This is a genomic window from Enterobacter cloacae complex sp. 6730903, assembly GCF_048283985.1.
Lineage (GTDB): Bacteria > Pseudomonadota > Gammaproteobacteria > Enterobacterales > Enterobacteriaceae > Enterobacter > Enterobacter hormaechei_C.
The window spans coordinates 26958-49686 of the sequence record NZ_JBLVXX010000031.1; the positions used below are offsets into that span (position 1 = coordinate 26958).

At 57.7% G+C, this 22729-nt stretch carries 21 protein-coding genes; 15 read left to right on the plus strand and 6 right to left on the minus strand.

The window, feature by feature from the left end; genetic code table 11:
• Positions 1-22 precede the first annotated feature (22 nt).
• From tar to ACNQ0W_RS16315, 11 genes are all read left to right on the plus strand, one after another.
• Positions 23-1690, plus strand: coding sequence for a methyl-accepting chemotaxis protein II (tar, locus tag ACNQ0W_RS16265; protein WP_062939374.1), 1668 nt, complete (start codon positions 23-25; stop codon positions 1688-1690).
• Positions 1691-1734: 44 nt separating this feature from the next.
• Positions 1735-3336 carry a methyl-accepting chemotaxis protein IV gene (gene tap, locus ACNQ0W_RS16270; RefSeq protein ID WP_062933458.1) on the plus strand — a complete coding sequence of 534 codons (1602 nt, stop codon included), beginning with the start codon at positions 1735-1737 and terminating at the stop codon, positions 3334-3336.
• Between the two features lie 19 nt (positions 3337-3355).
• Complete coding sequence (gene cheR / locus ACNQ0W_RS16275) at positions 3356-4222, plus strand: protein-glutamate O-methyltransferase CheR (RefSeq protein WP_017384409.1); 867 nt, start codon at positions 3356-3358, stop codon at positions 4220-4222.
• Positions 4219-5268: a protein-glutamate methylesterase/protein-glutamine glutaminase gene (locus tag ACNQ0W_RS16280; RefSeq protein WP_062933459.1), complete on the plus strand. Its 1050-nt coding sequence runs from the start codon at positions 4219-4221 to the stop codon at positions 5266-5268. The genes cheR and ACNQ0W_RS16280 overlap by 4 nt, the downstream gene beginning before the upstream one ends.
• Before the next feature lie 17 nt (positions 5269-5285).
• Positions 5286-5675, plus strand: coding sequence for a chemotaxis response regulator CheY (gene cheY / locus ACNQ0W_RS16285; RefSeq protein ID WP_000763862.1), 390 nt, complete (start codon positions 5286-5288; stop codon positions 5673-5675).
• Positions 5676-5685: 10 nt separating this feature from the next.
• Positions 5686-6330 (plus strand): protein phosphatase CheZ, encoded by a 645-nt coding sequence (gene cheZ / locus ACNQ0W_RS16290; RefSeq protein ID WP_003859718.1) that lies wholly within the window; start codon positions 5686-5688, stop codon positions 6328-6330.
• A 150-nt stretch (positions 6331-6480) separates the two neighbouring features.
• Positions 6481-7629, plus strand: coding sequence for a flagellar biosynthesis protein FlhB (gene flhB / locus ACNQ0W_RS16295; protein WP_062933460.1), 1149 nt, complete (start codon positions 6481-6483; stop codon positions 7627-7629).
• A complete protein-coding gene (gene flhA / locus ACNQ0W_RS16300; RefSeq protein WP_003859723.1) occupies positions 7622-9700 on the plus strand; it encodes a flagellar biosynthesis protein FlhA in 2079 nt (692 codons plus the stop codon). Before flhB ends, flhA begins: the two co-directional genes overlap by 8 nt.
• Positions 9700-10092: a flagellar protein FlhE gene (gene flhE / locus ACNQ0W_RS16305; RefSeq protein WP_062933461.1), complete on the plus strand. Its 393-nt coding sequence runs from the start codon at positions 9700-9702 to the stop codon at positions 10090-10092. The genes flhA and flhE overlap by 1 nt, the downstream gene beginning before the upstream one ends.
• Before the next feature lie 261 nt (positions 10093-10353).
• A complete protein-coding gene (locus ACNQ0W_RS16310; RefSeq protein WP_003859727.1) occupies positions 10354-11937 on the plus strand; it encodes an MFS transporter in 1584 nt (527 codons plus the stop codon).
• 4 nt (positions 11938-11941) lie between these two features.
• Positions 11942-13081, plus strand: a complete 1140-nt coding sequence (locus tag ACNQ0W_RS16315; RefSeq protein ID WP_026080697.1) for a glycoside hydrolase family 88/105 protein — start codon at positions 11942-11944, stop codon at positions 13079-13081.
• Between the two features lie 34 nt (positions 13082-13115).
• Here the strand turns inward: ACNQ0W_RS16315 and argS are convergent, their stop codons facing one another.
• Positions 13116-14849, minus strand: a complete 1734-nt coding sequence (argS, locus tag ACNQ0W_RS16320; protein ID WP_032648767.1) for an arginine--tRNA ligase — start codon at positions 14847-14849, stop codon at positions 13116-13118.
• Between the two features lie 238 nt (positions 14850-15087).
• On the opposite strand from argS, the gene ACNQ0W_RS16325 reads away from it, so the two are divergent.
• Both ACNQ0W_RS16325 and cutC read left to right on the plus strand, forming a co-directional pair.
• The gene (locus tag ACNQ0W_RS16325) at positions 15088-15648 is read left to right on the plus strand and encodes a VOC family protein (RefSeq protein ID WP_015570274.1); all 561 of its coding nucleotides are present in this window, start codon (positions 15088-15090) and stop codon (positions 15646-15648) included.
• Positions 15649-15726: 78 nt separating this feature from the next.
• Positions 15727-16470: a copper homeostasis protein CutC gene (gene cutC / locus ACNQ0W_RS16330; protein ID WP_062933462.1), complete on the plus strand. Its 744-nt coding sequence runs from the start codon at positions 15727-15729 to the stop codon at positions 16468-16470.
• Between the two features lie 174 nt (positions 16471-16644).
• Here the strand turns inward: cutC and cmoB are convergent, their stop codons facing one another.
• From cmoB to ACNQ0W_RS16355, 5 genes are read right to left on the minus strand one after another with little or no spacing between them, the layout of a single operon-like run.
• Positions 16645-17616: a tRNA 5-methoxyuridine(34)/uridine 5-oxyacetic acid(34) synthase CmoB gene (gene cmoB / locus ACNQ0W_RS16335; protein ID WP_047051624.1), complete on the minus strand. Its 972-nt coding sequence runs from the start codon at positions 17614-17616 to the stop codon at positions 16645-16647.
• Complete coding sequence (gene cmoA / locus ACNQ0W_RS16340; RefSeq protein WP_003859735.1) at positions 17613-18356, minus strand: carboxy-S-adenosyl-L-methionine synthase CmoA; 744 nt, start codon at positions 18354-18356, stop codon at positions 17613-17615. Before cmoA ends, cmoB begins: the two co-directional genes overlap by 4 nt.
• Before the next feature lie 40 nt (positions 18357-18396).
• Positions 18397-18792, minus strand: coding sequence for an MAPEG family protein (locus tag ACNQ0W_RS16345; RefSeq protein WP_003859737.1), 396 nt, complete (start codon positions 18790-18792; stop codon positions 18397-18399).
• Positions 18793-18843: 51 nt separating this feature from the next.
• On the minus strand, positions 18844-19662 hold the full coding sequence (locus tag ACNQ0W_RS16350; RefSeq protein ID WP_062933464.1) for a DUF72 domain-containing protein: 819 nt from the start codon (positions 19660-19662) through the stop codon (positions 18844-18846).
• A complete protein-coding gene (locus ACNQ0W_RS16355) occupies positions 19659-20225 on the minus strand; it encodes a hydrolase (RefSeq protein WP_017384353.1) in 567 nt (188 codons plus the stop codon). Before ACNQ0W_RS16355 ends, ACNQ0W_RS16350 begins: the two co-directional genes overlap by 4 nt.
• A 263-nt stretch (positions 20226-20488) precedes the next feature.
• Between ACNQ0W_RS16355 and aspS the strand changes: the two genes are divergently transcribed.
• Both aspS and nudB read left to right on the plus strand, forming a co-directional pair.
• Positions 20489-22261, plus strand: coding sequence for an aspartate--tRNA ligase (aspS, locus tag ACNQ0W_RS16360; RefSeq protein ID WP_062933465.1), 1773 nt, complete (start codon positions 20489-20491; stop codon positions 22259-22261).
• Position 22262: 1 nt separating this feature from the next.
• A complete protein-coding gene (nudB, locus tag ACNQ0W_RS16365) occupies positions 22263-22706 on the plus strand; it encodes a dihydroneopterin triphosphate diphosphatase (protein ID WP_032653994.1) in 444 nt (147 codons plus the stop codon).
• Positions 22707-22729: the final 23 nt, after the last annotated feature.

Below are 22729 nucleotides of genomic sequence, written 5' to 3' on the forward strand. Positions count from 1 at the left end.
TAAATCTATGAGAAGGTGTTGTATGTTGAACCGTATCCGCGTTGTCACAATGCTTATGATGGTGCTGGTCATTTTCGCACTTCTTCAGCTTATTTCTGGCGGCCTCTTTTTCTCGTCGTTAAAACAGAACCAGGACAGCTTCGCGGCATCGAACGATTTGCGAATGCAGCAAAGCGAACTGACCACGACCTGGGATCTGATGTTGCAGACGCGTATCAACCTGAGCCGCTCGTCTGCCCGCATGATGATGGACCCGAATAACCAACAGAGCAGCGCAAAAACGGAACTGCTGAAGAATGCGCGCGCCACGCTGGCAGACGCGGCGAAACATTACGACGCCTTCAAAAAAATCGCCCCTCAGCCGGCAATGGCGCAGGCGAGCGCGAACATAGATGAAAAATATCAGGCCTACTTCGCTGGCCTCACGGAGCTGGTGCAGTTTCTGGAGCAGGGCAATATGGACGCCTATTTCGCGCAGCCGACCCAGGGAATGCAGAACGCCCTCGGCGCGGCGCTCGGCGAGTACGCCAAAGCCAGCGGCGAGCTTTATCACTCCGCCTTTACGCAAAGCCAGAACGACTACCGTTTCGCGAAATGGCAGATGGCGGTTCTCGCCCTCGCGCTGGTCATCGTGCTGGTGGCGGTGTGGTACGGCATTCGTCATATCCTGCTTAACCCGCTTGGTCGCGTCATTGCCCATATCCGTGATATTGGTCGGGGCGATCTCACGAAAACGCTGACCGTTTCTGGCCGCAATGAGATCACCGAGCTGGCAACCAGCGTCGACCATATGCAGCGTTCGCTGATTGATACCGTCGCCAACGTGCGCGAGGGGGCGGATGCCATCTATACCGGCACGAGTGAAATCGCGATGGGCAACAACGATCTCTCGTCCCGTACCGAACAGCAGGCGTCCGCTCTGGAAGAGACGGCGGCCAGCATGGAGCAGCTCACCGCGACCGTGAAGCAGAATGCCGACAACGCCCGCCAGGCGTCGCAGCTTGCAGAAAGCGCGTCCGACACCGCCCAGCGCGGGGGGCGGGTGGTCGACGGCGTGGTGAAAACCATGCATGACATTGCAGACAGCTCGAAGAAAATCGCCGACATCATCAGCGTTATCGACGGTATCGCCTTCCAGACCAACATCCTGGCGCTCAACGCGGCCGTTGAAGCGGCGCGTGCGGGTGAGCAGGGGCGCGGGTTTGCCGTGGTCGCTGGCGAAGTGCGTAACCTCGCCAGCCGCAGTGCCAATGCGGCGAAAGAGATCAAAGCCCTGATTGAAGACTCTGTTTCACGCGTGGATACCGGCTCGGTGCTGGTGGAAAGTGCGGGTGAAACCATGAATGACATCGTGAATGCCGTGACGCGCGTGACGGACATCATGGGTGAAATCGCCTCTGCATCGGATGAGCAGAGTCGTGGTATTGACCAGGTCGCCCTGGCGGTATCGGAAATGGATCGTGTGACGCAGCAAAACGCCGCCCTGGTGCAGGAGTCCGCTGCTGCGGCCGCTGCGCTGGAGGACCAGGCGAGCCGCCTGAAAATGGCCGTCTCAGCGTTCCGTCTTACTTCAAAAACGACAAATACGGTCAGCTCGCGGTCGGCGTACAGCGAAGCAATCCCGGCGCCCGTGACAACACGTACGCGCGCAGCGGTGACCGGACAAGATGAAAACTGGGAAACATTTTGACTGACAATTAAACCGCGGCTGCTTGCTGCTTGATGGGAGCGTGGATGTTAAATCGTATTCGTATCTCGACCACACTGTTTTTGATTCTGATCCTGTGTGGGGTTTTGCAGGTTGGCAGTAACGGGTTGTCTTTCTGGGCGTTTCGCGATGGCTATCAGAATTTGCAGGAAGTTGAGACGAGTAATCAGCAGCGCTCCGCACTGGCACAAACGCGTGCCGTGCTGTTGCAGGCAAGCACTGCGCTGAACAAGGCAGGGACGTTAACCGCGCTGAGCTATCCGCCGGAGGATATTAAGGCGCTGATGGTCGTGGCCCGCAGCAGCCTGAAGCAGGCCGACGCGCAGTTTAAGGCCTTTACGGCGCAGGAGGCGGTCAGTGAGAAAGAGAAAGCGCTGAAAGTCGCCATGAAAAAGACCTTTGATGTGTGGTACGGCGATCTCGACCATCAGGCGACGTGGCTGGAGAACAACCAGCTTTCAGATTTCCTGACCGCGCCGGTACAGGCGTCTCAGGCGGCATTTGACGGCAGCTTTAACGCATGGCAGCAGGATATTAACCAGTTTGTGGCGCGTGCCGGTGCGGACAGCCGTACCAGCTACCGCATGTCAGGGGCGATTTTCCTGACCATGGTGATCCTGGCCGCCCTGCTGACCGGCGGCTCGCTGTGGTGGTCGCGCAAAATGATCGTCCAGCCGCTGGCCATCGTCAGCAGCCACTTCGACAGTATGGCGAAGGGCGACCTGGCGCGTCCGGTGGCCGTGTATGGCAGGAATGAAATATCAGCGATTTTCGCCAGCCTGAAGGCGATGCAGGGGTCGCTGCGGGAAACGGTAAGCAACGTTCGCCAGGGCAGTTACGCCATGCATACCGGGATCTCCGAGATTGCGGCAGGCAATAACGATCTCTCATCCCGCACCGAACAGCAGGCGGCATCGTTGGCGCAGACGGCGGCCAGCATGGAGCAACTGACCGCGACGGTAAGCCAGAACGCCGATAACGCGCGTCAGGCGTCCGACTTGTCAAAACAGGCGGCGATGACGGCGAAACGTGGGGGCGATCAGGCTTCTCATGTCGCCAGTACGATGCAGGAGATTGCCGCCAGCTCGCAGAAAATTGGGGACATTATCAGTGTCATCGACGGGATCGCGTTCCAGACCAATATCCTGGCGCTGAACGCGGCCGTTGAAGCGGCGCGTGCCGGGGAGCAGGGGCGCGGGTTTGCGGTGGTTGCCGGTGAAGTCCGTAACCTCGCCAGCCGCAGCGCCAATGCGGCGAAAGAGATCAAAGGGCTGATAGAAGAGTCGGTCTCCCGCGTTCAGCAGGGCTCCGCGCTGGTGGATACCGCCGCGCAGACCATGCACGAGATTGTCACCTCCGTGACGCGGGTTAACGACATTATGGGCGAGATTGCCTCGGCGTCTGATGAACAACGCCGTGGTATTGAGCAGGTGGCGCAGGCCGTTACACAGATGGATCAGGTGACGCAGCAGAACGCCTCACTGGTGGAAGAGGCGGCGGCTGCGACCGATCAGCTGGCAAACCAGGCGGATCACCTTACCGGGTTAGTCGCCGTATTTAATGTGAAAGAGTACGTTGAAGCAGTAACAGAAGTCGGACGGTCACAGGCCGTGCCCGTTGTATCCTGAATGTGATTGAGAAGGCGCTATGACATCACCCATGCCCTCAGGGCAAACGTCATTATTGTTGCAGATGACACAGCGCCTCGCGCTGTCCGACGCGCATTTTCGTCGGATATGTCAGTTAATCTACCAGCGTGCGGGGATCGTGCTTGCGGACCATAAGCGAGACATGGTCTACAACCGGCTGGTGCGGCGCTTGCGTACGCTGGGGCTGGACGATTTTGGCCGCTATCTGAGCATGCTCGAAGCGAATCAGAACAGCGCCGAATGGCAGGCATTTATCAACTCATTAACCACCAACCTGACCGCGTTTTTCCGCGAGGCGCATCACTTCCCGGTGCTGGCGGAACACGCCCGTCGCCGTAGCGGAGAGTATCGCGTCTGGAGCGCGGCGGCCTCTACCGGGGAAGAGCCCTACTCGCTGGCCATCACCCTGGCGGACACCCTGGGCATGGCGCCGGGCCGCTGGAAAGTGTACGCCAGCGACATCGACACCGAGGTGCTGGAAAAAGCCCGTAACGGCGTTTATCGCCAGGATGAGCTGAAAACGCTGTCTCCCCAGCAGCTACAGCGTTACTTCATGCGCGGTACCGGACCGCATGAAGGACTGGTGCGCGTACGCCAGGAGCTGGCGAACTGTGTGGAATTTGCCCCCGTTAATTTACTGGATAAGCAGTACAACGTGCCGGGGCCATTCGACGCCATTTTTTGCCGTAACGTGATGATCTATTTTGATAAAACGACGCAACAGGACATCCTGCGTCGCTTTGTTCCGTTGCTCAAGCCTGACGGTTTACTGTTTGCCGGGCACTCGGAAAACTTCAGCAACCTCGTGCGTGAGTTTAGCCTGCGTGGGCAAACGGTATATGCGCTGAGTAAGGAAAAAGCATGAGTAAAATCAGGGTATTGTCTGTCGATGATTCGGCGCTGATGCGTCAGATCATGACCGAAATCATCAATAGCCACAGCGATATGGAGATGGTGGCGACAGCGCCCGATCCGCTGGTCGCGCGGGATTTAATCAAAAAATATAACCCCGACGTGCTGACGCTGGATGTTGAAATGCCGCGCATGGATGGCATCGATTTCCTGGAAAAATTAATGCGCCTGCGCCCGATGCCGGTGGTGATGGTGTCATCTCTGACCGGTAAAGGTTCAGAAATCACCCTGCGCGCGCTGGAGCTGGGGGCGGTAGATTTTGTCACCAAGCCGCAGCTCGGCATTCGCGAGGGGATGCTGGCGTACAGCGAGATGATCGCCGAGAAGATCCGCACCGCGTCCCGGGCGAAGCTTGCCGCGCATAAACCGACGGCAGCCCCGGCAACCCTGAAGGCGGGGCCGTTACTCAGCTCGGAAAAGTTGCTGGTCATTGGCGCATCAACCGGAGGAACAGAGGCAATTCGCCATGTACTCCAGCCATTGCCGCTCTCAAGCCCGGGTATTCTGATCACGCAACATATGCCGCCGGGCTTTACCCGCTCGTTCGCGGAGCGCCTGAATAAGCTGTGCCAGATTAGCGTGAAAGAGGCGGAAGACGGCGAGCGCGTACTGCCAGGTCACGCCTATATCGCCCCGGGTGACAAGCACATGGAGCTGGCGCGCAGCGGGGCGAACTATCAAATCAAAATTCATGACGGGCCGCCGATTAACCGGCACCGTCCGTCGGTGGATGTGCTGTTTCATTCGGTGGCGAAACATGCGGGGCGCAACGCCGTTGGGGTGATCCTGACGGGGATGGGCAACGACGGCGCCGCCGGAATGCTTGCGATGCACCAGGCTGGCGCCTGGACGATTGCGCAGAATGAAGCAAGTTGTGTGGTGTTCGGCATGCCGCGCGAGGCCATCAATATGGGTGGCGTAAGCGAAGTGGTCGATCTTAGCCAGGTAAGCCAGCAGATGCTGGCGAAAATCAGTGCCGGACAGGCAATACGTATTTGACTCAGGAGTATTATTTTATGGCGGATAAAGAGCTTAAGTTTTTGGTTGTGGATGACTTTTCCACCATGCGTCGCATTGTGCGCAACCTGCTGAAAGAGCTGGGCTTCAACAATGTTGAAGAAGCAGAAGACGGGGTGGATGCGCTGAACAAACTCCAGGCTGGCGGGTTTGGTTTTGTGATTTCCGACTGGAACATGCCGAACATGGACGGTCTCGAACTGCTGAAAACCATCCGCGCGGATGCGGGCATGGCCTCTCTGCCGGTGCTGATGGTGACCGCAGAAGCGAAGAAAGAGAACATTATTGCCGCTGCACAGGCGGGCGCAAGCGGCTACGTGGTGAAGCCATTCACCGCGGCGACTCTGGAAGAGAAGCTCGGGAAGATCTTCGAGAAACTCGGCATGTGAGGTGATGGATATGTTGCAACCTGCTATGAAACCCGTTGAAGAACATTCGCCGAGCGACATTATTGCCCGCATTGGTAGCCTGACCCGCATGCTGCGCGACAGCCTGCGTGAACTGGGGCTGGACCAGGCTATCGCCGAAGCGGCGGAAGCCATCCCTGACGCGCGCGACCGTCTGGACTACGTTGTGCAGATGACTGCGCAGGCGGCCGAGCGTGCGCTGAACAGCGTTGAAGCCTCGCAGCCGCACCAGGATGCGATGGAGAAGGGGGCGAAAGCGCTGAGCAAACGCTGGGATGAGTGGTTTGAGAACCCTATTGAGCTGGCGGATGCTCGCGAACTGGTAACGGATACCCGTCAGTACCTGGGTGACGTGCCGGGCCACACCAGCTTCACTAACGCCCAGCTGCTGGACATCATGATGGCGCAGGATTTCCAGGACCTCACCGGCCAGGTGATCAAGCGCATGATGGATGTGATTCAGGAGATTGAACGTCAGCTGCTGATGGTACTGCTGGAGAACATTCCGGAACCTGCTGCCCGTCCGAAACGCGAGAACGAAAGCCTGCTCAATGGTCCACAGCTTGACACCAGCAAAGCGGGCGTGGTGGCAAGCCAGGATCAAGTGGACGATCTGCTGGACAGTCTTGGTTTCTGATTGCCCGTTTTGCCTCAGGTCGTTAACGCGGCCTGAGGCAGCTCAGAACAAAAACAGCGAAAAGAGCCCGAATAAACGGGCTTTTCCCGCCATTGGATTTTCTCTGCGCTGGCATGATACCCGTGAATTAATGGGCTGCGAGCAGGCACAGTGGCAGAAGAGAACGACGACAAAACAGAAGCCCCCACACCCCACCGACTTGAAAAAGCCCGTGAGGATGGGCAGATCCCCCGATCCCGAGAGCTGACATCCCTGCTGATCCTGGTGGTGGGCGTCTGCATAATCTGGTGGGGCGGGGAGCTGCTCGCCCGCAGACTGGCGGGAATGCTCTCGGCTGGCTTACGTTTTGATCACAGCATGGTCAATGACCCCAACCTGATCCTCATTCAGATCATCAACCTTGTGAAAAGCGCGATGATCGCCTTGCTGCCGCTGATCGCGGGGGTAGTCATCGTGGCCCTTGTTTCGCCGGTCATGCTCGGTGGCCTGGTGTTCAGCGGAAAATCGCTGCAACCGAAATTTTCCAAGCTCAACCCGTTACCCGGTATTGCGAAAATGTTTTCCGCGCAAACCGGGGCAGAGCTTATTAAAGCGATCCTGAAATCGCTTCTTATGGGCAGTACCGCCGGGTTTTTTCTGTGGCACCACTGGCCGGAGATGATGCGCCTGATCAGCGAATCCCCGATGACGGCGATGAAAAATGCCCTGAACCTGGTCGGGTTATGCTCGCTGCTGGTGGTACTGAGCATTATTCCGATGGTGGCGTTCGACGTTATCTTCCAGATCTATTCCCATATCAAAAAGCTGCGAATGTCGCGTCAGGACATCCGCGATGAATATAAACAGATGGAAGGCGACCCGCACGTTAAGGGCCGTATCCGCCAGATGCAGCGTGCCGCCGCGCGTCGGCGCATGATGGAAGATGTGCCGAAAGCCGACATCATCGTCACCAACCCGACCCACTACTCCGTGGCGCTTCAGTACGACGAAAACAAAATGAGCGCGCCGAAAGTGGTGGCGAAAGGGGCCGGGCTGATTGCGCTGCGCATTCGTGAAATCGCGACGGAAAACCGTGTGCCGATCCTTGAAGCACCGCCGCTGGCCCGTGCGCTGTATCGCCACGCGGAAATTGGACAACAGATCCCGGGCCAGCTCTACGCCGCTGTCGCAGAGGTGCTGGCCTGGGTGTGGCAACTTAAACGCTGGCGTTTAGCGGGCGGTCAACGACCTGTAAAACCTGAGAACCTTCCGGTGCCTGAAGCACTGGATTTTTTGAACGAGAAGGACACTGATGGCTAATCTGGTGGCAATGTTGCGCCTGCCCGGCAACCTGAAATCGACGCAATGGCAGATCCTTGCCGGACCGATTCTGATCCTGCTAATTCTGTCGATGATGGTGCTGCCGTTACCGGCATTTATCCTCGACCTGCTTTTCACCTTCAACATTGCGTTGTCCATCATGGTGTTGCTGGTGGCGATGTTCACCCAGCGCACGCTGGAGTTCGCCGCGTTTCCAACGATCCTGCTGTTCACCACGCTGCTGCGCCTGGCGCTGAACGTTGCCTCCACGCGTATCATCCTGATGGAAGGGCACACCGGCGCGGCGGCGGCGGGCAAGGTGGTCGAAGCCTTCGGTCACTTCCTGGTGGGCGGCAACTTCGCCATCGGTATCGTGGTGTTCGTCATTCTGGTGATTATCAACTTCATGGTTATCACTAAAGGGGCGGGGCGTATCGCAGAAGTGGGCGCGCGCTTCGTGCTCGACGGGATGCCGGGTAAGCAGATGGCCATCGACGCCGACCTGAATGCCGGGCTGATCGCGGAAGATGAAGCGAAAAAACGCCGTGCCGAAGTGACCCAGGAGGCAGATTTCTACGGCTCTATGGACGGTGCGAGTAAGTTTGTGCGCGGTGACGCCATCGCGGGCATTCTGATCATGGTGATTAACGTCGTCGGCGGCCTGCTCGTCGGCGTGCTGCAACACGGCATGGACATGGGCCACGCGGCGGAAAGCTATACGCTGCTGACCATTGGTGACGGTCTGGTGGCGCAGATCCCGGCGCTGGTGATCTCCACCGCGGCGGGCGTGATTGTGACCCGCGTCAGCACCGATCAGGACGTGGGCGAGCAGATGGTGGGGCAGTTGTTCAGCAACCCGCGCGTTATGCTGCTCTCTGCGGCGGTGCTGGGCCTGCTCGGTATGGTGCCTGGCATGCCAAACCTGGTATTCCTGCTGTTCACCGCCGCGCTGCTGGGGCTTGCCTGGTGGATGCGTGGCCGTGAAACGCAGCCTAAAGCAGAGCCAGCGCCGGTCAAAATGCCTGAGAACACCCAGGCGGTGGAGGCCACCTGGAACGACGTACAGCTCGAAGATTCGCTGGGGATGGAAGTGGGGTACCGCCTGATCCCGATGGTGGATTTCCAGCAGGATGGTGAGCTGCTTGGCCGTATCCGCAGCATTCGTAAAAAATTCGCCCAGGATATGGGCTTCCTGCCGCCGGTGGTCCACATCCGGGACAATATGGATCTCCCGCCCGCGCGCTACCGCATCCTGATGAAAGGGGTGGAAATCGGCAGCGGTGATGCGTACCCCGGTCGCTGGCTGGCGATTAATCCGGGCACCGCCGCAGGCACGTTGCCGGGTGAGCAGACGACCGATCCGGCCTTTGGTCTGGCGGCAATCTGGATTGAGAGCGCCCTGAAAGAGCAGGCGCAGATCCAGGGTTACACGGTCGTTGAGGCCAGTACCGTGGTGGCGACGCACCTCAACCATCTGATTGGCCAGTTCTCTGCGGAACTGTTTGGTCGTCAGGAGGCGCAGCAACTGCTCGACCGCGTAACGCAGGAGATGCCGAAGCTGACCGAAGATTTGGTGCCGGGCGTACTGACCTTAACCACCCTGCACAAAGTGCTGCAAAATCTGCTCGATGAGAAGGTGCCCATTCGCGATATGCGTACCATCCTTGAGACGCTGGCCGAACATGCGCCGCTGCAAAGCGATCCGCACGAACTGACGGCGGTGGTGCGCGTGGCGCTCGGACGCGCCATTACCCAGCAATGGTTCCCGGGAACCGGCGAAGTGCAGGTTATTGGCCTGGATACGCCGCTGGAACGTCTGCTGCTTCAGGCGTTGCAGGGCGGTGGCGGGCTGGAGCCGGGTCTGGCGGACAGATTACTGGCGCAAACCCAGGAGGCGCTGGCGCGTCAGGAGATGCTGGGCGCGCCGCCGGTGCTGCTGGTGAATCACGCGCTGCGTCCGCTGCTGTCGCGCTTCCTGCGCCGGAGCCTGAACCAGCTGGTGGTGCTGTCGAATATGGAGCTGTCCGATAACCGCAATATTCGCATGACGGCGACCATAGGAGGGAAATAATGCGTAAGTGGCTGTGGATCTTACTTTTCCCGCTGGCGGCGCAGGCCGCAGGCGAGGGGGCATGGCAGGCCAGCAGTATCGGCTTAACGCTCAACCATCGGGGGGAGTCGATCTCCTCCCGTCCGCTGTCCGCCGCTGAGCCCGTGTCCGGGCAGATGACGCTGGTGGCCTGGAATTACACCCTGACGGGACCTTCACCGGCCGGGTTGCGGGTGCGGCTGTGCTCGCTGACCCGCTGCGCGGAAATCGAGGGACAAAGTGGCACCACCCAGGCCTTCAACGGGGTGTCTGCTCAGGAGCCTTTACGCTTTATCTGGGAAGTGCCAGGCGGTGGACGTCTGATCCCGGCGCTGAAAGTTCAGCGCAACGAGGTGCTCGTCAACTACCGCTAACTGCCCGCCTTTTCGCCAGTCTTCAGGCATTTCTGAAGGCTGGCTCGCAAAAATGACCTTCCCTTTTGATACAAAAGAAACGCTGTTTTATAAATCAGTGACACGCGTATTGACACTCTTTGCATTTTTGCCATTCACCCCTTTGTGATGGCAGAAACAGAAAGGTATCAACAGGTCGATACTTTTACTGTAGCCGTGTAAAAACTCCCGGACGAGGTTTGCTTTCAGGGAGTCTCCCAAAACTGATTAGGGTTGACGGCAATGAAAACACGTAAAATTGGACTCGCAAATTATCTTGCTTACGGGTCAGGGGACTTCCTCGGGGCGGGAACCACCGCCCTGACGGCCGCCTGGCTTTTGTATTTTTATACCACCTTCTGTGGACTCACACCGATTGAAGCAACCTTTATCTTCGCCGCCGCAAGGGTGCTGGATGCGGTTGTCAGCCCGTTAATGGGCTTTTTAACCGATAACTTTGGCACCACCTGGCTGGGCAAGCGTTTTGGCCGTCGTAAGTTCTTTATCCTGCTCGGTATTCCCTGCGTTTTCAGCTACTCGCTGATGTGGGTAGGGGACATGAGTTTCTGGTACTACCTGCTGACCTATCTGATCTTTGATATCGTCTACACCATGATCCTGGTGCCGTACGAAACGCTGGTGCCGGAGATGACGGACGATTTCAAACAGAAAACCAAATTCTCCGGGGCGCGTATCTCTATGGCGCAGATGTCCGCCATTCTGGCCTCCTTCCTGCCGGGGATCCTGCTCACGCATTTCGGCAAAGACAACGCGATCTCCTTCTTCTATGCAAGCCTGGTCTTCTCCGTACTCTGCGCGCTGATGCTTACTTTCGTCTGGTTCTTCACCTGGGAGCGTCCGCGGGAAGAGTGGTCTGAAGCGGCCCTGCGTGCCGAGGAAGAGAAGAAAAAGCTGACCCTGGGCCAGAGCCTGAACCGTCTTTTTGTCGAATTAAGTTCGACGCTGCGTATCAAGATTTTCCGCCAGCATCTGGGGATGTACCTTGGCGGCTACATCGCCCAGGACGTCTTTAATGCGGTGTTCACCTATTACGTGGTATTTGTGCTGATGCAGGAGGCGTCAATGGCGTCCAACCTGCTGGGCACGATGGCCATCTTCCAGTTCCTCGCCGTGATCGGCATGATCCCGCTGTGCATTCGCTTCGGACCTGCGCCGTCTTACCGCATGGTGGTCGTGCTGTTTGGTCTGGCTTCGCTCTCTTACGCGGTGCTTTATTACGCGGGCCTGAGCGACGTTTACGCTCTGCTGCTGCTGATCTCTGCGGTTGCCGGTCTTGGCCGCGGGGGGATCAACTACGTACCGTGGAATACCTATACCTATATTGCTGACGTGGACGAAGTGATCACCGGTCAGCGTCGCGAAGGGATCTTCGCGGGCATCATGACGCTGACCCGTAAAGCGTCTCAGGCCGGTGCGGTGATGCTGGTGGGGATCGTGATGCAGATGTCGGGCTTTGTCAGCGGGCAAAAAGTGCAGCCTGCGGAAGTGAGCCACACCATTCTGATGATCCTGAGCGTTGGCACTATTCTGGTGCTGTTCTGCGGCTTCCTTGTCTCCCTGCGCTTCAAACTCAATTTGCAGACCCACAGCACCCTGCGTGAAGAGACCGCGAAAATGCGCGAGTCCGGCCATGCGATGCCAGAGGCGGTGACCCCGCAGGCCCGCGCCACCGTGGAGATGCTGGCCGGGATGCCGTATGAATCCCTGTGGGGCAACAACAATATCGGTTATCTGAATCGCAATAAGCCGGCGGCCCCTTCGCTGAAGGATCGCGCGGTACTGAATTCGACATACAACAGAGGTTAAGATGATGAAAGTTTGGCCTGTCAAACATAGCCCGTTACTGCGTCAGCCTGAGCGCTTTATCGCCAGGGATGAGCTGAAATCGCTGATTCAAAAGGTGACGCATAACCTGGTCAATATCCACGACAAAACGGGTGAGTTTTTGCTGCGGCTGGACGACGGGCGCGTGATCGACACCAAAGGCTGGGCCGGATGGGAATGGACCCACGGCGTCGGTTTATACGGTATCTGGCAGTATTACTGCCAGACCGGTGACGAAGGCATGCGCGAGATTATCGACAGCTGGTTTGCTGACCGTTTCGCTGAAGGCGCAACCACCAAAAACGTGAATACCATGTCGCCGTTCCTGACGCTGGCGTATCGCTACGAAGAGACCAAAAACCCGGCCTGGCTGCCGTGGCTGGAAAGCTGGGCGGAATGGGCGATGAATGAGATGCCGCGCACCGAACATGGCGGCATGCAGCACATCACCCTGGCGGAAGAGAACCATCAGCAGATGTGGGATGACACGCTGATGATGACGGTGCTGCCGCTGGCGAAAATCGGCAAGCTGCTGAACAAGCCGGAGTACGTCGAGGAGGCGATCTATCAGTTCCTGCTCCACGTACAGAACCTGATGGATCGGGAGACGGGGCTGTGGTTCCACGGCTGGAATTACGACGGCAATCACAATTTTGCCCGGGCCCGCTGGGCGCGCGGCAACAGCTGGCTGACCATCGTGATCCCGGATTTCCTCGAGCTGGTGGATCTGCCGGAAAACAACGCCGTACGCCGCTATCTGGTGCAGGTACTGAACGCGCAGATCGCCGCGCTGGCAAAATGTCAGGACGAGAGTGGATTGTGGCATACGCTGCTGGACGATCCTGATTCTTATCTGGAGGCGTCGGCCACGGCAGGGTTTGCCTACGGCATTCTGAAAGCCGTGCGCAAGCGTTATGTCGGCGCAGAGTACGCAGAGGTGGCGGAGAAAGCGATTCGCGGTATCGTGCAAAACATCTCGCCGGAAGGGGAGCTGCTGCAAACGTCCTTCGGGACGGGGATGGGCAGCGATCTGGCGTTTTACCGCCAGATACCGCTGACCTCAATGCCGTATGGACAGGCCATGGCGATTCTGTGTCTGACGGAATATTTGCGGAAATATTTCTGATAATAAAAAACCCGGCGCTCGCCGGGTTTCTTTTTTACATACGTTCTACGGTTTCGATACCCAGGGTATCCAGACCCAGCTTCAGGGTCTTCGCCGTCAGCTGCGCCAGCTTCAGGCGGCTGTGGCGCACCGCTTCGCTCTCGGCAGAGAGGATAGGGCAGTGTTCGTAGAAGCCAGAGAACAGACCGGCCAGATCGTACAGGTATGCACACATAACGTGCGGCGTACCGTCACGCGCGACCACGGAGAGCGTCTCTTCGAACTGAAGCAGGCGGGCAGCCAGCTGTGCTTCACGATCTTCGGTAATAGACACCGTGGCGTTCGCCAGCACGCTTTCGTCGATATTGGCTTTACGGAAGACGGAGAGTACGCGGGTATAAGCGTACTGCATGTATGGCGCGGTGTTGCCTTCGAACGCCAGCATGTTGTCCCAGTCGAAGATATAGTCGGTGGTTCGGTTCTTGGAGAGATCCGCGTATTTCACCGCGCCGATCCCCACCGCGTTAGCCAGTTTTTCCAGCTCGTCAGCAGGCATATCCGGGTTCTTCTCGGCCACCAGGCGACGGGCGCGCTCCAGCGCTTCATCCAGCAGATCGGAAAGCTTCACGGTGCCGCCCGCACGGGTTTTGAACGGCTTACCGTCTTTACCCAGCATCATGCCGAACATGTGGTGTTCCAGCGGCACGGAATCCGGCACATAACCTGCTTTACGCACGATAGTCCACGCCTGCATCAGGTGCTGGTGCTGGCGGGAGTCGATGTAGTACAGCACGCGGTCCGCATGCAGGGTTTCGTAACGGTATTTCGCACAGGCGATGTCGGTGGTGGTGTACAGATAGCCGCCATCTTTTTTCTGGACGATCACGCCCATCGGTTCGCCTTCCTTGTTTTTATACTCATCAAGGAACACCACCGTTGCGCCTTCGCTTTCCACCGCCAGATGTTTAGCTTTCAGGTCCGCCACAATGCCTGGCAGCATCGGGTTATACAGGCTTTCACCCATCACGTCGTCACGGGTCAGGGTCACGTTCAGACGGTTATAGGTAAGCTGGTTCTGGGACATGGTAATGTCCACCAGCTTGCGCCACATCTCGAGGAAGTACGGGTCGCCACCTTGAAGTTTTACCACGTAGCTGCGCGCGCGCTCGGCGAAGGCTTCATCTTCGTCATAGTGCTTTTTGGCTTCACGGTAGAAACCTTCCAGGTCTGCCAGCGCCATTTCGCCTGCGTTTTCCTGCTGCTGCTTTTCCAGATACGCGATCAGCATGCCGAACTGCGTGCCCCAGTCGCCTACGTGGTTAGCGCGGATCACCTTGTGACCAAGGAACTCCAGGGTACGTACCGCCGCGTCACCGATGATGGTGGAGCGCAGGTGACCGACGTGCATCTCTTTCGCCACGTTTGGCGCGGAGTAGTCAACCACCACGGTCTGCGCTTCTGGCTGAGCCACGCCCAGACGGTCAGACTTCAGCGCCGCGTCAACGTGGCTTGCCAGGAACGCAGGCTCAAGGAAAATGTTGATAAAGCCCGGACCGGCGATTTCGGTTTTGCTGGCGATGCCGGTAAGATCCAGATGCGTCAGTACCTGCTCAGCGAGCTGTCGCGGCGGCATGCCCAGTTTTTTAGCCACTGCCATCACGCCATTAGCCTGATAGTCGCCAAACTGTACTTTCGCTGACTGACGAACCTGTGGTTCGCAATCCGCAGGCGCACCTGCGGCAATCAGTGCCTGACTGACTTTTTCTGAGAGAAGAGCCTGAATATTCACCTGGATACCTTACGTTTTTGATGCGGGTAAAAAACACCCACGCCAGTTTAAGAATTTAGGGCGGGAGTATACTGCAAATGCCTGCGGGCGTCAGCCCTGCGGGGGGCGAAGATCGCTCAGAATCCAGGCGAAGACGGTATGCATAATCATGCAGTCGAAAAAACCGTGATTCTGCGGTTGGTCGACAGAGGGCAACAGAGTAAATTAGCGGCTTTGCGACACGAAACGAGACTGACCTATGGCGAACTGGCACACCATTGACGAACTGCATGATATTTCCGCAGATTTACCGCGCTTCACTCAGGCGTTCACAGAACTTGCCACCCGTCTCGGGCTGGATATCGCGCCGCTTGAGGCCGATCACATCTCTTTGCGCTGCCACCAGAATGCCACCGCCGAACGTTGGCGGCGTGGCTTTGAGCAGTGCGGAGAACTGCTGTCGGAGAATATCATTAACGGTCGCCCGATCTGCCTGTTCAAACTTCACGCGCCGGTAACGGTGGCGCACTGGCAATTCACCGTTGTGGAACTGCCCTGGCCAGGAGAGAAGCGTTATCCGCACGAAGGCTGGGAGCATATCGAAATTGTTCTGCCTGGGGAGCCCGAGACGCTGAACGCCCGTGCGCTGGCGCTGCTTTCCGACGAGGGGTTAAGCCAGCCGGGTATTTTCGTCAAAACCAGCTCGCCAAAAGGGGAGCGCGAACGCTTACCGAACCCTACGCTTGCCGTAACGGACGGCAACGTGACGGTGAAATTCCATCCCTGGACTATCGAGCAGATCGTCGCCAGCGAAGCGTAAGCATTGTGAGCGTCGATCCAGACACCAATCGGGTAACGTGCCACGATGGTACGTTGAGTGAAATTTAAGGAGGATGACATGGCGCTGCTGGAAATTTGTTGTTACAGCGTGGAGTGTGCCGTCACTGCGCAACGGCAGGGGGCCGATCGCATTGAGCTTTGCGCGGCACCGAAAGAAGGAGGATTAACCCCGTCCTTTGGCGTGCTGAAATCAGCCCGTCAGGCCATCACTATTCCGGTGCACCCGATTATTCGCCCGCGCGGCGGTGATTTTTGTTATACGGCGGGTGAGTTCAGTGCCATGCTTGAGGATATCGCCCTCGTCCGTGATTCCGGTTTTCCGGGGCTGGTGATCGGTGTGCTGGACGAAGACGGCAACATCGATCTTCCGCGTATGCGTCAGGTCATGCGCGCCGCCCGGGGGATGGCGGTCACTTTTCATCGTGCGTTCGATATGTGTAAGGATCCGATACAAGCCTTTGATACGCTGGCAGAACTGGGCGTGGCGCGCGTTCTGACGTCGGGCCAGCAGTCCTCGGCTGAAAAAGGACTGAAATTAATTACGGAACTAAAAGCACATTCCGGTGTTCCAATAATCATGGCGGGCGCAGGAGTACGCGCCAGCAATCTGGAACTGTTTTTAAACGCAGGGGTGGAAGAGCTGCACAGCTCGGCGGGTAAATGGATACCTTCACCCATGCGTTATCGCAATACAGGGTTGTCAATGTCGACGGATGCTGAAGCGGATGAGTACTCGCGCTACGGTGTGGATGGAGAGTCGGTTGCGGTAATGAAATCGTTGATTGAACGTCATCACGTGTAGCAACGTACCGATTTTTACCGCGCATCATGTCGCCCAATATGATGCTTGCTTGTACCAGGCCCCTGCAAATTACACAGGGGCCTTTTTTTCTTTTTTGCCCGGTGGCGCTGCGCTTACCGGGCCTACGAAATCACGCGTAGGCCGGGTAAGGCGCAGCCGCCACCCGGCTAAAGGCTACGGCTTGGTCGCAATCAATACCGCACGCATCGGGGCCGGATAGCCTTCGATGGTTTTACTGTGATCGTCCGGGTCGAGGAATTGCTCCAGCGATTCGGTGATCATCCAGTCGGTGCGGCGCTGTTCCTCAACTGACGTCACGCACACATCGGCGATGCGTACATCGACAAACCCACATTTCTCCAGCCAGTTCTTCAGCGCCAGCGCGGAAGGGATGAAGTAAACGTTGCGCATCTGCGCATAGCGATCGCCCGGCACCAGAACGGCATGTTCATCGCCTTCGATGACCAGCGTTTCCAGCACCAGTTCGCCGCCGCTGACCAGCTGATCTTTCAACTGCCAGAGATGCTCCAGCGGGGAACGACGGTGGTACAGCACGCCCATTGAGAAAACGGTATCAAACGCTTTCAGGGCAGGGAGTTGCTCGATACCCAGCGGCAGCAGGTGCGCGCGCTGGTCGTTACCCAGCAGCTTACGCACCGCTTCAAACTGGCACAGGAACAGCTGCATCGGATCGATACCGACGACCAGATGCGCGCCTGCGCCGATCATGCGCCACATGTGATAGCCGCTACCGCAGCCCACGTCCAGAATAGTGCGCCCGGTCAGGTCGGATAAATGCGGCAGAACGCGATCCCACTTCCAGTCAGAGCGCCACTCGGTGTTGATGTTTACGCCGTACAGCGAGAACGGCCCTTTGCGCCACGGCATCAGGTTACGCATCAGCGTTTCGATGCGGTTGAGCTGCCCGGCCGGGAGCGGCTCTTCGCTCTCTGCCGTCACGCTGTGCAGTAAATCCAGACGATGAGGCGTCAGTTCAGGCAGAAACTCCACGGCGTTGGACCACTGCTTCAACAGACCATGCTGCTGATCGCGCTGCCAGGTGGCAATTTGCGCAGGCAGGGTTTCCAGCCAGTGGGAAAGGTGGTTTTTGGCAATCAGTTGATAGAAATTACCGAACTCGATCATGCTGCGTCTCCGGCTTTCAGCGCCACCAGAGAACCAAAGTTAAAGCACTGGAACCACAGTTCGCTGTGTTCAAATCCGGCTTTACGCAGGCGCGCTTTGTGGGTTTCTACGGAATCCGTCAGCATGACGTTTTCAAGCATGCTGCGCTTCTGGCTGATCTCCAGCTCGCTGTAGCCGTTCGCACGCTTGAAATCATGGTGCATGTTGAACAGCAGTTCGCCCACGCTGGCGTCTTCAAAGCTGAATTTCTCAGACAACACCAGCGCGCCGCCCGGGTTCAGGCCCTGATAAATTTTATCCAGCAACCGCTGACGATCGTCCGGCACCAGGAACTGAAGGGTAAAGTTCAGGACCACCATCGAGGCGTTCTGGATGTCGATATCGCGGATATCGCCTTCTACCACCTCCACAGGCGTAGGGGCTTTATACGCGTCAATGTGGCGACGGCAGCGTTCGACCATGGCCGGTGAGTTATCGACAGCCACAATCTTGCAGCCTTCGTGATGAACGTTACGACGAATGGACAGCGTTGCCGCTCCCAGCGAACAGCCCAGGTCATAGACCTGCGTACCGGGTTGAACAAAACGCTCCGCCAGCATGCCGATCATGGAGATAATATTGGAATAACCGGGAACAGAGCGCTGGATCATATCCGGGAAGACTTCGGCTACCCGCTCATCAAAGGTCCAGTCGCCCAGGCTGGCGATAGGCGCGGAAAAAAGCGTGTCGCGATCTGACATAACGTAAAAATCCGGGAAAAATAAAGGGGCATATTGTGCGCTAATGGAAGGAGAAAACCAACTCCCACGGCATATACCAAAGGTTAGCCAGCACCATCAGCAAAAGCGAGCACCAGGTCGCGCTCATGCCGGAACGACGCCAGCGGATCAGGCGGTGGTGAAAACCATAATAATGCATCAAACGCCCTGCGATCAGCAGCAGCCCACAGACGTGCACCATCCAGGTTTCAGCGCCATCCATCTCCATTAACAGCAGTAAAATTAACGCGACGGGAATGTACTCGACCGCGTTGCCGTGGATCCGGATTGCGCTTTGCAGCTCAGAAAAGCCCCCGTCACCGTACGAGACGCGGTACTGCATTCTCAGGCGCACAACATCAAATGAAAATTTAATCAGCAGTAATGCACCTAACACCGCATACAGCGCGCTGACCATACTAACTCCCTGTTTTTGGCAGATGGCACGTCTCTATGATAGGGGGTGATTTCAGAAAAGAGAAGATTGTTGTGGGATGGACGGCGCGGGGCCAACCGACGGAACCGCCTGCTGCAAGGCCTGCCAGAGAGCATCGACCAGTTCAGGCGCCTGCGCGATATCCGGCGTATGTAAAAAAAGGTACGGCGTGGTGGTGTGCTCCCATTTCGCCAGCGTTTGCAGCCAGACGGCGAACATCTCCTCATTTTGCTGCATGTTATCGCTGCCGATAAACCGGACCATCGGGTTCTGCGCCGTTACGATCGCGTGGACGGGCACTTTCGGTTTTTTGCGCTGGGCATCAACAACCGCTTCGCTGTGCGGGATTGCGCTGTGCACAGGGCGGCTGTCGAGGATCACGCGGTTGACCGATCGTTCATGCAGGCCGCGATTGAGCGCTTTCTCCGCGTCGCCCTTGGCAAAGAATTCCGGATGCCTCACTTCTACGCCGTAGGTGAAGCCCTGTGGCAGGGCGTCGAGAAACTGCCAGAGGGCGGGCAGGTCGCGCGGGCCAAACGTGGCGGGAAGCTGGAGCCAGTACTGGCCAATACGGTTGGCCAGAGGCGACATGCGGGTGAAAAATTCGTGGGTTAAATCATCGCAGTTGCGCAGCGCGGCGTTGTGGGAGATGGTCGCCGGGAATTTAAAGCAAAAGCGGAAGTCGTCGCTGGTTTGCTCGCGCCAGCGTTCGACGATCTCCGCGCGGGGCAGGGCGTACAGCGTGGTATTGCCCTCCACGCAGTTAAAGTGTCGGGCATACTCTTCAATGCTGGTAATACCCAGGCGCACCCATTTCGGGTGCGACCACTGGGGCAGGCCCACGTACATCATAGCGCGCTGAGGATCTCATCCGTGCTGCGCACGCGACCGATACGCGGGAAGATATGGGTCATGCTGCCCTGATGCTGATCCGCAGAGGCTGCGCTGCACGCATCTTCCGCGATCACCAGGTTAAAGCCCAGCTCCCAGGCGTTACGGGCGGTGGATTCCACACCAATGTTGGTGGAGATCCCGCACAGAATAATCGTGTCGATCCCGCGACGGCGCAGCTGGAGCTCCAGGTCGGTGCCGTAGAATGCGCCCCACTGGCGTTTGGTGACTTCTATATCGCTGTCGCGTTTACCGAGCGAGACAGGATATGTCCACCAGTTGTCCGGCAGCGCCTGCGCCGGGGCCTGGGCATCAACCGGCTGTTTTAGCGCTTCGGCGAAATCAGCGGACCAGCCGACGCGCACCATAACAACAGGCGAGCCGCTGGCGCGGCATTTTTCTGCCAGGCGCGCAGCGCGGCTGACCACATCGTCAGCGGTGTGCGGTCCACCGGCAAAAGGCAGAATGCCTTCCTGTAAATCAATGACCACAAGGGCGGTTTTGGTGGCATCTAGTGTAAACATCGTCACTCCCGTCAAATGAATTGCTTTTCTACACCTTACGACGTGATGGCCTGTTATCGGTCGGATAATTTTGTTAATTTTTGTGAGAATAGGCAATAAGAGTTCAGCAAACGCGCGTCAGGCCGTGCTTCGCTCTTATCGTGCGGCAGAATTTCCAGTATAATAGCCGCCTTTTTTCATCCAGTTGTGACATACAGAAAGCTGCGACATCGTAGCCTGCGAGACAGGCGACAATCAGCCTGCGGCTAATTAAGGGATATCTCATGCGTACAGAATATTGCGGGCAGCTGCGTCAGTCCCACGTCGGGCAGCAGGTCACCCTGTGTGGTTGGGTCAATCGTCGTCGCGATCTTGGTAGCCTTATCTTTATTGATATGCGTGACCGCGAAGGTATCGTTCAGGTGTTCTTCGATCCGGATCGCGCTGATGCGTTGAAGCTGGCTTCTGAGCTGCGCAATGAGTTCTGCATTCAGGTGACGGGCACCGTGCGTGCGCGTGACGAGAAAAACGTCAACGCCGACATGGCGACCGGCGCTATCGAAGTGCTGGCGTCCGATCTGACGATCATCAACCGCGCGGAAGCGCTGCCGCTGGACTCCAACCACGTCAATACCGAAGAAGCGCGTCTGAAATACCGCTACCTGGATCTGCGTCGTCCGGAAATGGCTCAGCGCCTGAAAACCCGTGCGAAAATCACCAGCCTGGTGCGCCGTTTTATGGATGATCACGGTTTCCTCGATATCGAAACCCCGATGCTGACCAAAGCCACGCCGGAAGGCGCGCGCGACTATCTGGTGCCATCCCGCGTCCATAAAGGCAAATTCTACGCGCTGCCGCAGTCACCACAGCTGTTCAAACAGCTGCTGATGATGTCCGGCTTCGATCGCTACTATCAGATCGTGAAATGCTTCCGCGACGAAGACCTGCGCGCTGACCGTCAGCCAGAATTTACCCAGATCGATGTGGAAACCTCCTTCATGACCGCCGAGCAGGTGCGTGAGGTGATGGAAGCCCTGGTGCGTAGCCTGTGGAACGACGTGAAAGGCGTTGAGCTGGGCGATTTCCCTGTCATGACCTTCGCGGAAGCCGAGCGTCGCTACGGCTCCGACAAACCAGACCTGCGTAACCCGATGGAGCTGGTGGACGTGGCAGACCTGGTGAAAGCCGTTGAGTTCGCGGTCTTTGCTGGCCCGGCTAACGATCCGAAAGGCCGCGTGGCTGCCCTGCGCGTTCCGGGCGGTGCTGCCCTGAGCCGTAAGCAGATTGACGACTACGGCAACTTCATCAAGATCTACGGCGCGAAAGGTCTGGCCTATATTAAAGTAACCGAGCGTGCAAAAGGTCTGGAAGGCATCACCAGCCCGGTGGCGAAATTCCTGAATGCGGACATCGTGGAAGCGATCCTTGAGCGCACCGGCGCGCAGGACGGCGACATGATCTTCTTCGGCGCAGACAACAAGAAAGTGGTTGCGGATGCGATGGGCGCGCTGCGTCTGAAGCTCGGCAAAGACCTGAACCTGACCGACGAAAGCAAATGGGCGCCGCTGTGGGTAATCGACTTCCCGATGTTTGAAGACGACGGTGAAGGCGGCCTGACCGCGATGCACCACCCGTTCACCTCGCCAAAAGAGATGACGGCGGCAGAGCTGAAAGCGGCGCCGGAAAACGCGGTGGCAAACGCCTACGATATGGTCATCAACGGCTACGAAGTGGGCGGCGGCTCCGTGCGTATTCACAGCGGTGAAATGCAGCAGACCGTGTTCGGCATTCTGGGCATTAACGAGCAGGAGCAGCGCGAGAAGTTTGGCTTCCTGCTGGACGCCCTGAAGTACGGTACCCCTCCGCACGCGGGTCTGGCATTCGGTCTTGACCGTCTGACCATGCTGCTGACCGGCACCGACAACATCCGTGATGTGATCGCCTTCCCGAAAACCACCGCAGCGGCGTGTCTGATGACTGAAGCGCCAAGCTTTGCCAACCCGGCCGCGCTGGCTGAGCTGGGCATTGAGGTGGTGAAGAAGGAAGAGAAAAACTGATATGGCATATAAGCGTCCCGTTTCGGTTCTGGTGGTCATTTATGCAGAAGACACGAAGCGGGTGCTGATGTTGCAGCGGCGCGACGATCCGGATTTCTGGCAGTCGGTTACCGGCAGCCTGGAAGAGGGGGAGACCGCGCCGCAGGCCGCCGCGCGTGAAGTAAAGGAAGAGGTCGCCATTGATGTTGCTCGCGAGCAACTGACCCTGAAGGACTGTCAGCGCACGGTGGAGTTTGAAATTTTTAGCCATTTACGTCATCGCTATGCACCGGGAATTGAGCGCAATACGGAATCGTGGTTCTGCCTTGCGCTTCCCCATGAGCGGGAGATCGTGTTCACGGAACACCTGACCTACCGCTGGGTGGATGCGGCGGATGCCGCCGCACTGACCAAGTCGTGGAGCAACCGGCAGGCGATTGAAGAATTTGTAATTAACGCTGCCTGAGAAGGCGCGATTTTTGGAGAACT